Source organism: Aureicoccus marinus (genome assembly GCF_002954325.1).
Classification (GTDB): domain Bacteria; phylum Bacteroidota; class Bacteroidia; order Flavobacteriales; family Flavobacteriaceae; genus Aureicoccus; species Aureicoccus marinus.
Map to the genome: position 1 here is coordinate 2,756,967 of NZ_MQVX01000001.1, position 12,602 is coordinate 2,769,568.

A 12,602-nucleotide genomic window follows, 5' to 3' on the forward strand; every position below is an offset into this window, starting at 1 on the left:
TTCTTTGGGATTATTTTCCTTCTATCGGAGTGAGGCTGATGGCCAATCCTCCGCCCGAAGCGAGTTTAAAGAACTCCATCGAATTGCTGTTGACGATGCGCTCTTCGATTTGCAGTTCATTGGGGTTTGTTTTGTAATCCGCATTTCTTCCGTCTTGGTACAGACGCGCCCGGTAGGACTGGTTAGGCATCAGGAAATCGAAATTGATGACAATGTCTCTGGCCTTTGCATCGGTGATACTGCCGACGAACCAGCGATCTCCGTTACGCTCTTTACGAGCAATAGTAACGTACTCGCCGACTTCTCCATTCAAGGTGATACTCTTTTCCCAGTCAACAGCGACATCGCGAATAAAGCCAAAGGCCATACTGCCCTCGTAGTTCTCCGGAAAGTCACAGGCCATTTGAATGGGGCTGTAGAGCACCACGTACAAGGCCAATTGCTGAGCCAGTGTTGTGTTGACGCGGTTATCGGGCTTCTCTTGCAACATAATATCAAAGACACCAGGGGTGAAGTCAATAGGTCCAGCCAGCATACGGGTAAAGGCTACAATGGGCAGGTGTTCTACCGGGTTACCACCTTCACTGGACCAGGCATTGAATTCCTGACCCCGTAGCCCTTCTCTGGAGATAGCGTTGGGGTAGGTTCTGCGTATCCCTGTGGCCTTGATAGGTTCGTGGGCATTGATCGCAATCTGGTACTTCGCAGCGGTCTCCAGCACCTTGCGGTAATGATTGACCATCCACTGTCCGTGGTGGTATTCTCCTTTCGGAATGATTTTACCGACATATCCGGTTTTTACAGAACCAATACCGTATTTTTTCATCAAGGCATAGGCGGTATCCATTTGTTGTTCGTAGGTTTTGACTGCAGAGGAAGTTTCGTGGTGCATGATGATCTCTACCCCTCTTTCCTTAGCGTAGTTGGTCACTTCCTCCAGATCGTAATCGGGATAGGAGGTCACAAAGTCAAAGACGCCTTCTCTGTCCTCAAATCCGATCCACTCTTCCCAGCCCGTATTCCAGCCTTCTACGAGTACCCCTTTGATGCCATTCGCTGCAGCAAAGTCGATATAGCGCTTGGTGTTTGCGGTAGTCGCTCCGTGTTTGCCGTGGGCTTTCCCGGTATCGATCCAGTTCTTGTTGGTATCCTTAGTCATTCCGTAATCCCAACGCGAAGTGTTCATGTGCATTTCCCACCAAATACCGACATACTTCTTCGGTTCTATCCAGGAGACGTCGCCCAGTTTATTGGGCTCATTCAAATTGACGACTAATCTAGAATCGATTAGATCCGTGGCCTGGTCTGCTATTTGAACCATTCTCCAGGGAGTAGCGAAAGGGAGGGCCCGACTAACTTTATAGGGTCTATTTTCAGAGCCGACCAAAATACTTTTGAGTTGAAGGGATTCCTTATCAACGCCCAGGGTCATTCCGGAGTAGTCTGTTAGATTCGCTTCGTGGAAGCTGAGGTGAATGCCACTACCGGTACGCAGGGTAACAGGTGTATTCACTGCATTATTGGGAATATAGGTAGCGGCTAGATCCGGATGATCTCGTTTTGATAGAGCATCGATCTCCGATACCTTGGACTTGGTGTAAAGGTGTTCATAGATGTCCCAGTCACCAGGGATCCACCAGGCGGTGTGATCACCCGTCAAAGAGAATTCGGTGTTCTCTTCTAGAATTTTAAGGCTGTCAATTCCCTCTTGTTCCGGAAAGGCGTATCGAAAAGCGACGCCGTCGTCGTAGGCTCTAAAGTAAAGTTCCATCTGTCGGGCATTCTCATCGGTCTCTTGAAGAACGAGCTGTAGTTCCGTATAGTGGTTGCGAACCTCGGTTTGTTCGCCCCAGGGCATGGGCCAGGTATCGTCATGCGTGCTGATGGTGGCTGTTTGAATCATCAGGTTTTGACCAATCGGATCGGCTTCGTAGAGGTCAAAAGAAAGCCATGAAGTATCGAGGACCATGGCGTTATCGTGAAAAACAGCATAGCCTATGCGTCCTTTGGAGGACTGGATAATTTGGATCCTGTTGTTTTTGGAAGGAGAACTGACGGAGATGCTCTGTGGTTCTTGAGAACAACTACCAAGAAGTATAGCCGTGAATATTACGGGAAGTATTTTCTTAATCATTATCGAATAGGATTTGGTCTAAAATAAAAAAACCGCTCCAACAGGAGCGGTTTCTTGTATGAGTAAACTCTAGGATTAGTATCCAGGATTCTGTACCAAGTTTGGATTAGAAAGCAAAGCGTTGGTTGGAATAGGGAATACAGAACGATTTGCATTTCCGATAGCTCCAGCATCTTTGAATTCCCAATCTCTTGTGAATTGACCGAAACGGATCATGTCCGTACGACGTACGAACTCAACATAAAGCTCACGTCCACGCTCAGCCAATAGGTCTGCTTCAGATACAGCACCGATAGGAGCAGCACCACGAAGAACACGTAGTTCGTTAACCATTGCAGTTGGATCACCTCCAGAACGCATCATCGCCTCAGCTTTCATCAAGTGAGCGTCAGAGTAGCGGAAAAGGATTTGATGATCGTCGAAAGCTCCGTAACGAGCAGCGTACTTCTGTACACGAACACCAGTTCTTTCGTTGTTACCAACTAGACCTGGGAAAGCCTTCGTGAATACCAATGGGTTACCAGGACGGTCATTCAATGGAGAACCATCAAGAGCGTACTGTTGTCCAATTAGGAAACCAAGACCAACGTTAGATCCATCTTCGAAACCTCCATTGTCAGAAGTTCCAGCAGCTCCTGAGAAAGGAGTACCAGCAGAGGGAACCCATCCGCGACGCTCTTCCTGACCGTCTAGAGGAGTACCATCCAATTCACCGCGGTTGCTGTCTCCAGCACCTTCGAACATGTCATAGAATTCAGCTAGTGTAGAGAATCCATTCCATCCACCACCAGAAATACCAGTAGAGTTGTAGTGAAGACCGTTAAAGATACGGTTACCAACAGCAGCTCGGACCCACATGATGGTCTCTGTGTCAGCGCTACGACGGAATAGTTCGAAGTAACCAGCTTGTAGTCCAAAACCATCAGCAGCAATAGCATCAACCAAAGAAATCACTTCAGCCATATCAGCGGAATCAGGAGTACCTGAGCCGTTGTAGATGTGCTTGTTTAAGAGAACACGCGCTTTCAAGAAACGAGCGGCAGCTTTAGAAGCAAAACGCAAGTCATCTTGAGAAAGAGCAGCAGTTGCAGGAAGACCAGCAATGGCGTCATCAAGATCAGCCAAAACAAAATCCAAAGCCTCAGTTCTAGAAAGAACGCGAGGGTTGATTTCTGGTCCTTCGTCTACTTCACGGAAAGGAAGTACACCCCACATGTCCATAACTACCCATGCACGGTATGCACGGATGAACTTAGCACCAGCAACTACTTCAGCAGAAGCGTTTGAACGAGGATCGATAATTTCCGTAGCACGGAAAACAGACTCGTTAAACTGGTTCCAAGTGTTCAGGATAAACTGGTGAGTTGGAGTCCAGGTGTGCGCATGAAGTGTTCTCCAGATACCGTTATCACCCCAGTCAGTTCCACGCGTAGGAACCAACTGCTCGTCTGTAGTTACTTCTTGCAGTGCAAAGAAGTTAGCCTGATCACCGTGTTGTCCGTAAAAATCGTTGTACAACTGGTCCAATGAGGACGCGGGATCAGTTACTCCAGTAAACCCAGCGTTGTCTTCCGGAGGGAAAATGGAGTCTGATTCTTCGATTTCCAAGTCTGTACAGGAAACCGCGAGTAGTGCGCTAAAGGCAACACCCCAAACAAATTTGAAATTGTTTCTTTTCATTAGTTCAATTTTTTAATTAAAAGGTTGCGTTAAGACCAAATGTAATAGTACGTGGTCGTGGGAAACCAGTGTAATCGATACCTGCAGTTGGGATTCCGTTTAGAAGGTCTCCACCACCTGGCTGAACGCTGATTTCGGGATCAAGTCCAGAGTAGTCCGTGATCACGAAAAGGTTTTGTCCAGTTACAGATAGACGAAGGCTCTTAAGAGCTCCTTCACCTGATAGAGGCCAAGTGTACCCGATGGTTGCGTTCTGTAGACGAATAAAATCACCTTTTTCCAAGAAACGAGTAGAAACTTCAGCAGCAGCATTAGCTCCTTCCAGGTTTCCAGACGTTGGGCCGAATAGCTCAGGAACAACATCTCTAGTAACGTTTCTTGCGTTAGCAATAGCACCAGCAGTAAAGAAGGCGTTAGCAGTGTTGTTGTAGATAGAGAATCCGAACTGTCCAGTCAAGTAAGCCGCGAAATCCCAGTTTTTGTAACGGATGTTAGTAGAGAAACCAGCGTTGATGTCTGGAAGAGCATCTTCTCCAACGAAAGTTTGGTTATCACCAATTGGCTGTCCGTTTCCGTCGAACCCTTGGAAATCACGCAAGAAGTAAGAGAATAGTGGTTGACCACCAGCAAGGATCTGAGCAAAGGCCAAAGAAAGACCCTGTCCACGAATTGTACCTGAAGGAATAAGACCTCCAAAGTCTTGCAATTCATTCTCGTTGTATGCAATGTTGAATGCAGCATCCCAAGTGAAATCCTCCGTCTGTACAATTCCGTAATCCAAGTTAAATTCAATACCCTGGTTCAATACAGTAGCATCTAGGTTTTGGAAGAATCGTGGTTGAGGAGATGGCTGAGCCGCCTCAATGTTTAACAAGATATCAGTCGTTTCCTTACGGTAAACATTGATCGTACCGCTCAAACGGTCGTTCATGAATCCAAAGTCAAGACCGATGTTGAAGTCAGTTGTTTGCTCCCACTTCAAATCTGGGTTAGCAAATGTTACAGGAACAAGACCAGGAGCGTTGACGTTTCCACCATCGTCGATTCCAGCTCCAGCGTAACGTTCACGACGGATGAATCCACCGTAACCTAGCCCTTCTTGGTTACCCACGATACCAGCACCTAAACGTAGCTTAAGTGTTGAGAAAGCATCTCCGATGAAATCTTCCTCGTGCAACTGCCATGCAAAAGCACCAGATGGGAAGTAACCGTATTGGTTGTTACCACCAAAACGAGAAGAACCATCCGCACGAATTGTACCCGTAAGGATGTATTTGTCAGCGATCGTGTAGTTCACACGAGCAAAGAATGATTGAAGCTCATCCGTGTTGTTGAAACGATCTGCAAACAATGCGCGAACATTGGCAGCAGGCTTAACAGCAACGTCAGTAACAGGTCCTCCACCCATTGGGCTAGATAGTCTGTTTACAAATACGTCACCGGAGCGACCATCCCAACCGTACTGTTGGTAAGTACCATCGATGTTAGCTTCAGTAGCAACAACGGCATCAAAAATGTCTTGTTGCATCATGTTCAAATCCGTAGAGTTGAAACCAAAGGCAGAAGCGTTACGACCACTTGTTTGGAAATCTTGGAAAGAGTAACCAACAACTGCATCGATACGAGAGTTACCAAAGTCTTTCTGGTAGTTCAATGTCAATTCCATCAAACGGTTAGCGATAGACAATTGGTTGTAGTTTCCACGACCGTTACCGAAGATGTTACCATCTAGGTTACGAGCCAAAGAACTACCAACACCGTAAGCATCTGCTTCAGATTGATCATAACCCAAGTTCAACTTAGCAGAAAGCTCATCGTTGATCTTGTAGTTCAAAGATCCGTTTACGAGTAAACGGTTTGTTGTTGTCTCATTCTGAGTATAAGCCAACATATTAGCGGGGCTAATTTGTCCTCCTGAATCGAAGTCAGGGTTAGTTGGCCAAGTTGGGTTTGCAGAGTAAGCAGCACCCAATAAATCCCCACGGAAACCAGCAGACCCAGAAAGTGGTGGAGCTTCGTCGTTAACTTGAGAGATAGTGGCATTCAAGTTAACAGTTAACTTATCGTCTAGGAAACGGTGAGTAGCATTCACACGTCCGGTTATTCTTTCAAGAGATGATTTCTCGATCACACCAAATTGCTTTCCGTAACCAAAAGTAGCTCGTACGTTACCCTTTCCGTAGGTGTGAGAGTAAGACAAGTTATTGTTGGTAGAAGCAGCACGACGAGTAGCAAAATCCTGCCAATCCGTATCGTTGCCAAAATCCTGAGCAGCAGCCAGGTTGTTGTTGCCTTGGTTGATACGAGCAAGACCAAGAGCGTCTAGGAATTGTGTTCTGTTCAACAGATCGTATTCTTTTGCTGGCTCAGCAACACTCACGTTAGAGCTAAACTCAAAAACACCTCCTGTTGCAGCACGTCCCGTTTTCGTTGTAATGATTACAACACCATTCGCACCACGAGAACCGTAAATAGCAGTAGCAGAAGCATCTTTCAAGATAGAGATACTTTCGATATCGCCTGGGTTCAAGAAGTTCAGTGGGTTACGAGGAGCGCTACTACCAAAACCTACTCCGGCAGTTGAAGCTGTAGCACCACCACTTAATGGCACCCCATCAACGACGAAAAGCGGGTTGTTGTTCGAACGTACAGAGTTCGTACCACGAATTCTCAATTCAACTCCAGCTCCAGGTTCACCACTTGTTTGGGTGATCTGTACACCAGCAGTTTTACCTTGGATCAACTGTTCTGGAGAAGCAATTACCCCAGTGTTGAAGTCCTCTGCGGTAACCGCGCTAACAGAACCTGTCGCATCCTTTACAGTAGTCGAACCATAACCAATGATTACAACCTCCCCGAGCTGAGTAGCATCTTCTTGAAGGGTAACATCAATTGTAGATCTTCCGCCAGCTGCAACCTCTTGTGTTGCATAACCGATGTAACTGAATACCAAAACGGCATCGCTTCCGACATTGTTGAGGGTGTAATTACCATCAAAATCGGTCTGCGTTCCGTTAGAGGTACCTTTTACCAGGACACTTGCTCCCGGCAAAGGACCATTGGCATCAGATACCGTTCCTGACACCGTCTGTGCACTCACAGCCGAAAAGCACAGAAATGCCCCCAGCGCAAACAGACTTTTTAGTAACGTAATCTTCATAAAAAGTAATTTTAAGTTTAGTTAATTCAATTCAAGTTTTAAACATATATAAAAAAAGTGTTAAAGAACCATTACCCTGTTAAAACGTTTAACGAAAACGGTTTCGTGTTAATAAATCTAAAAACTTGGAGTTTTGGTAATTCTACACTCAAATTATTACGACATCTGCAAATAAAGCAATTTATCCTAAAATATTGCCTTGCTCACCTACAAATATAGTTTTTTTTGTTAGCGAAAATTTAAGGTTTTATCGTGGGTTGCGTGAACTAAGTGTTAAAATAACGTCATCTGAAGCCCTCGGAAATCCGTAGATTTGAGTTTAGCGTGTAGTGCTTTTGTAGTAGTTCCCGCTCTAATCAATCAAATATTTGGCTTTGAAACAGAAGATCACCTTAAAGCACATTGCCAAGGAACTAAACGTGTCGATTTCGACCGTTTCTAAAGCCTTGAAGAACAGCGAGGAAATTAGTCGGGATACCAAAGAAAAGATCCAGGCCTTTGCCCGCTTATACAATTACAAGCCCAATAATATCGCGATTAGCCTCAAGAACAAGCGCACCAAAAACATCGGTGTGGTCATTCCCGATATTGTCCACCATTTCTTTACCACTGTCATTCGAGGTATAGAGCAGTACGCCAATCAAAAGGAATACAATGTCATTGTCTGCCTGTCCGATGAATCCTTTGACAAGGAAGTCATTAATATGGAAATGCTAGCAAACGGAAGCATTGATGGTTTTATCATGTCGCTTTCTTCAGGCACACAGCGCAAAAACGACTACGAACATTTACAACAGGTCGTCGAACAGGGAATCCCCCTTGTACTCTTTGATCGGGTCACAGACCAAATTGCTTGTGATAAGGTTGTCATCGATGATCAGATGGGTGCTTATAAAGCGGTGAAGAGACTGCTTTCTAGCGGAAGAAAGCGTGTAGGGCTGATCACCACAGAAGATTACTTGAGCGTGAGTTATAAGCGCAACCTGGGGTACGAAAAAGCGCTGGCCGAGTTTGGCGTTGAGTACCAAGATGAATTGGTGCTCAAATTACCCTCCATGGAAGTGGACGAACAAAGAATAGCAGATTTCCTGAAAAATGCCCGACCTGATGCTGTGCTATCAGTCAATGAAATTTTCGGTATAACCGCCATGAGACTTATTCGAGATCAGGGTCGTAAAGTTCCAAATGACATTTCGGTGATTGGCTTTACCGACGGACTTCTGTCTCAGTATGCAAATCCCAGCTTGAGCGCTATCAGACAGCACGGAGAGGAAATGGGCCGGGAGGCTGCCAAAATGCTTATCGAAAAAGTAGAAGGCCTGACGGACTCCGAGTCTTTTGTGACCAAAATTTTAGAGCCCACTCTCATCGAACGTGACTCGACAATTAATTAAGTTTGCCAAGCGATTTACGCCCGAACATCAGCTTACCACAAACATGAATCAAGACTACATCATCGCGGACCCTTGGTCCATCGTAGAAGAGGGTTTTAATCCGGAGCGGGTTCAGTCCTCTGAGAGTTTATTTAGCCTCGGGAACGGTGCCATGGGGCAGCGTGCAAATTTTGAAGAAAACTATAGCGGGGAGACCTTTCAAGGAAGCTACATCGGTGGGGTGTACTACCCGGACAAAACCAAAGTGGGATGGTGGAAGAACGGTTACCCGGAATACTTTGCCAAGGTTCTTAATGCACCCAATTGGATTGGAATTCGCTGGTGGTTTGACGGAGAGGAGTTGGATTTAGCGCAGTGTTCTGAAGTCACCGATTTTCGACGTGAATTAAACATGCAGGAAGGCTGGTACAGTCGAACCTTTAAAGCCCAACTGGCCAACGGAAAAAAGATCGAGGTGAAGGCCACCCGTTTTTTAAGTCTGGAACTGGAAGAAATTGGAGCGATACGCTACGAGGTTTACCTTCCGGAAGAAGGAGCAGAGGTGAAGGCCATGCCCTACCTGGACAGTGGGATCAAGAACAAAGACAGCAACTGGGATGATGACTTTTGGCATACGGACTCAGTTGAGGTAAACGAGAATAGGGCTTATATAGGTTCCCATACCCTGAAGACCGAATTCCATGTCTGTACCTATATGCAGGCGGAGCTAAAGCTGGATGGAACCCCTATCACTCGAAAAGGGGAAGAAACCGAGGAGGAAAAGGCCGCCTTTGTTTTTGAAACAACAGCAAACGCAGGTCAGCGATTAGTACTTGATAAATTCGGAGGATACACCGTTAGCCGAAATCATCCGGTGGATGGATTGCAAAAGGCCGCTGACGCTGCCTTGAATGAAACCCAGGATAAGGGATACGAGGCCCTCCTAGAAATGCAGAAAAAGCATTGGGCGTCTGTCTGGGACATGAGCGATATTGTTATCGATGGTGATACCAAAGCCCAACAGGGTATCCGTTTCAATATTTTTCAATTAAACCAAACCTATTCCGGTAAGGACTCGGGCTTGAATATTGGACCAAAAGGATTTACGGGCGAAAAATACGGAGGTAGTACCTACTGGGATACCGAAGCCTACTGTTTGCCTTTTTATATGGTGACCAAAAACCAGCAGGTCGCACGGAATCTCTTGAAATACCGCTACGATCAACTGGACCGGGCTATCGAGAATGCGCAAAAGCTCGGTTTCAAAAATGGGGCTGCGCTTTACCCCATGGTGACCATGAATGGGGAAGAATGCCATAACGAATGGGAAATCACCTTTGAGGAGATCCATCGCAACGGAGCTATTGCCTTCGCCATCTTCAACTACATTCGGTATACCGGAGATTACACCTATATGCCAGAGATGGGTCTTGAAGTGCTTATCGGGATTGCTCGGTTCTGGGCACAACGTTCATTTTTCGGAGTACCGTCAGAAGTATGTCATGCTCGGGGTGACAGGTCCGAATGAATACGAAAACAACATCAACAACAATTGGTACACCAACTACCTCGCGCAGTGGTGCCTCAAATATGCCAGAGAGCAAGTTGGTAAAGTCAAAGAAGGTTATCCGGAAGACTATACCCGAATTTCAGGGGTAACCCGCCTCAATGAACAGGAACTGTTGAAATGGGATGAGATCGCGAGCGAAATGTATTTCCCCTATTCAGAAAAGCAGGAAGTGTTCCTGCAGCAAGACGGCTTTTTGGATAAAGAAATGATCAGGGTGAGTGATCTTCCATCGGATCAGCGGCCGATCAATCAGAAGTGGAGCTGGGACCGTATTCTTCGCAGCCCTTATATCAAGCAAGCGGACGTGCTGCAGGGTTTCTACTTCTTTGAAGATCATTTTTCGAAAGAGCAGCTGGAGAAGCATTTTGATTTTTACGAGCCCTTTACCGTTCATGAATCTTCCCTTTCTCCTTGTGTCCACAGTATTCAGGCAGCTAAACTCGGTCGAATGGAGCAGGCCTATGCCTTTTACCTGAGAACGTCGCGTTTAGATTTGGACGATTACAACAAGGAAGTGGAAGAGGGTTTGCACATCACGTCCATGGCCGGGACCTGGCTGAGTATAGTCGAAGGATTCGGAGGCATGCGATTACTGGAAGACAAACTTCACTTTGAGCCCCAGATCCCACAAGAATGGACGTCCTATTCCTTTAAGTTGAATTTCCGCGGCCGGGTGATTCGGGTTTCGGTTTCGCATCAGGGTTGCAGCTTCTATCTGGAAGGAGCGGAAGAAATGTCTATTCGGGTTAATGGAGAGCGCCTGGTTCTTCAACCTGGAGTCGAAACAAACGCAAAACAGGGAGTATGATCGGCAGGGCACGACACGGAGTTCTACTTGTTGTGCTATGTGGCCTACTGTTTCAGGGGGCTTTTGCTCAAATCGATAAGGCGGAACCACCCTATTGGTGGGTGGGCTTCCAGCAGAAGAAAGTTCAACTTTTGCTGCACGGTAAAGACCTTGGTCGTTATGAACTGCGTCTTGAACACCCCACGGTAAAGATTCTTGAGGTCCATCGGGCCAAGAGCCTGAATTATCTCTTTGTAGATCTTTTCATCGGCCCGGATACCGAAGCCGGAGAACTCGTCTTTGAACTCAAAGCCCCGGGCAAGCGGAAACGCAAATGGAAATATGAGCTCAAAACCCGTAAAACTGAGGCGACTAAAATTGAGGGCTTTGATTCTTCGGATGTACTTTACCTGATCACCCCTGACCGTTTTGTCAATGCCAATCCAGGCAATGATCGGGTTGCAGGGATGCTGGAACAAGGGGTGAATCGCCAAGATGATTACGCACGCCACGGCGGTGATATTGCAGGAATTATCCAGGCATTGCCCTATCTAGAGCAAATGGGTTTTACGGCGCTCTGGTCGTCTCCCTTACTCGAGAATAATATGCCGGAGCAATCGTATCACGGTTATGCGATTACGGATTATTACAAAGTAGATCCCCGATTTGGAGAATTAAAGGATTATGTAGAATTGGCAGAAGCCTGCCAAGAACGAGGGATCAAACTGATCATGGACCAGGTGGCCAACCACTGTGGACGTCATCATTGGTGGATGAAGGATCTGCCTTTTGAGGACTGGGTCAATCAACAGGATCGGTTTGAAGCCGGTCTTCCCTTGTCCAATTCGAATCACCGACGTACGACTCACCAGGATCCCTATGCTTCTCAAGCCGATCGCCAAGGCATGACCAAAGGATGGTTTGTAGAGGCAATGCCCGATCTCAATCAGGAAAACCCTTTACTGGCCGAATACCTCATTCAAAACAGTATTTGGTGGATTGAGACCCTTCAATTGGGAGGTATCCGTCAAGACACCTATCCGTATCCCGACAAGGAGTTTATGTCGGTATGGGCTGGCCGAATTCTTCAGGAGTATCCCGACTTTTCTATTGTTGGAGAGGAATGGAGTTACAACCCCCTTTTGGTGGGTTATTGGCAAGAGGGTGCGAAGAATGCAGATGGATACCACTCAAATCTTCCGTCTACAATGGACTTTCCGATGCAAAAAGCCTTGACTGAGGCCTTGGTAGAAGAAGAAAGATGGGACCGAGGCTTGATCAAGTTGTACGAGGGCTTAGCCAATGATTTCTATTATCCCAATCCCAAAGCGCTCATGCTTTTTTCGGATAACCATGATATGGACCGTATCGCGACTCAACTAAAAGAAGATCCCGATTTGGTTCGTATGGCCTTGGCTTTTTTGTTGATCAGTCCGCGCATACCCCAGCTCTATTACGGCACAGAAATCCTGATGCAGAATTCGGCAAAACCAGGTGATCACGGATTGATACGGACGGATTTTCCTGGAGGATGGCAAGGAGACGCGATCAGTGCTATTGAAGGAAAGGGTCTGACACAAGAACAACGGAAAACACAGGACTACCTCAAAAGACTTTTGCAGTTCAGGAAGAATGCCCCCGTGATTCACAAGGGAGGTACAACTCATTTTGCTCCAGAAAAAGGAACTTATGTTTTGTTCCGTCATTACCAGGATGAAGTGGTCCTGTTGATTTTGAACAAGAATGAAACCCCCACCGAAATTTCCCTGGACCGTTTTGATGAAATGAAGTTGCAAGGTAGATCTTACCTCGACGTTATAGGGCAAACACAAGGGGAGTTTGGTGATCGCCTCTTGCTGTCTCCAAAATCAGCGACTATATTGCATTTCAAAAGCTAA

Annotated in this window: 5 protein-coding genes and 1 pseudogene; 3 read left to right on the plus strand and 3 right to left on the minus strand. The window is 46.4% G+C overall.

Annotated elements, in window-relative coordinates; translation table 11 throughout:
* Positions 1-10: 10 nt before the first annotated feature.
* From BST99_RS12835 to BST99_RS12845, 3 genes are all read right to left on the minus strand, one after another.
* Positions 11-2,134: a glycoside hydrolase family 97 protein gene (locus BST99_RS12835; RefSeq protein WP_105002149.1), complete on the minus strand. Its 2,124-nt coding sequence runs from the start codon at positions 2,132-2,134 to the stop codon at positions 11-13.
* A gap of 75 nt (positions 2,135-2,209) precedes the next feature.
* Positions 2,210-3,814, minus strand: a complete 1,605-nt coding sequence (locus tag BST99_RS12840; RefSeq protein ID WP_105002150.1) for a RagB/SusD family nutrient uptake outer membrane protein — start codon at positions 3,812-3,814, stop codon at positions 2,210-2,212.
* 16 nt (positions 3,815-3,830) lie between these two features.
* Positions 3,831-6,974 carry a SusC/RagA family TonB-linked outer membrane protein gene (locus BST99_RS12845; protein ID WP_105002151.1) on the minus strand — a complete coding sequence of 1,048 codons (3,144 nt, stop codon included), beginning with the start codon at positions 6,972-6,974 and terminating at the stop codon, positions 3,831-3,833.
* Positions 6,975-7,348: 374 nt separating this feature from the next.
* On the opposite strand from BST99_RS12845, the gene BST99_RS12850 reads away from it, so the two are divergent.
* The 3 genes and pseudogenes from BST99_RS12850 to BST99_RS12860 all read left to right on the plus strand — a co-directional run bounded on the left by BST99_RS12850 (position 7,349) and on the right by BST99_RS12860 (position 12,602).
* On the plus strand, positions 7,349-8,368 hold the full coding sequence (locus BST99_RS12850; protein ID WP_105002530.1) for a LacI family DNA-binding transcriptional regulator: 1,020 nt from the start codon (positions 7,349-7,351) through the stop codon (positions 8,366-8,368).
* A gap of 43 nt (positions 8,369-8,411) precedes the next feature.
* Positions 8,412-10,725 (plus strand): annotated as a pseudogene (locus tag BST99_RS12855) (glycoside hydrolase family 65 protein).
* Positions 10,722-12,602 carry a glycoside hydrolase family 13 protein gene (locus BST99_RS12860; protein WP_105002152.1) on the plus strand — a complete coding sequence of 627 codons (1,881 nt, stop codon included), beginning with the start codon at positions 10,722-10,724 and terminating at the stop codon, positions 12,600-12,602. The pseudogene BST99_RS12855 and the gene BST99_RS12860 overlap by 4 nt, the downstream one beginning before the upstream one ends.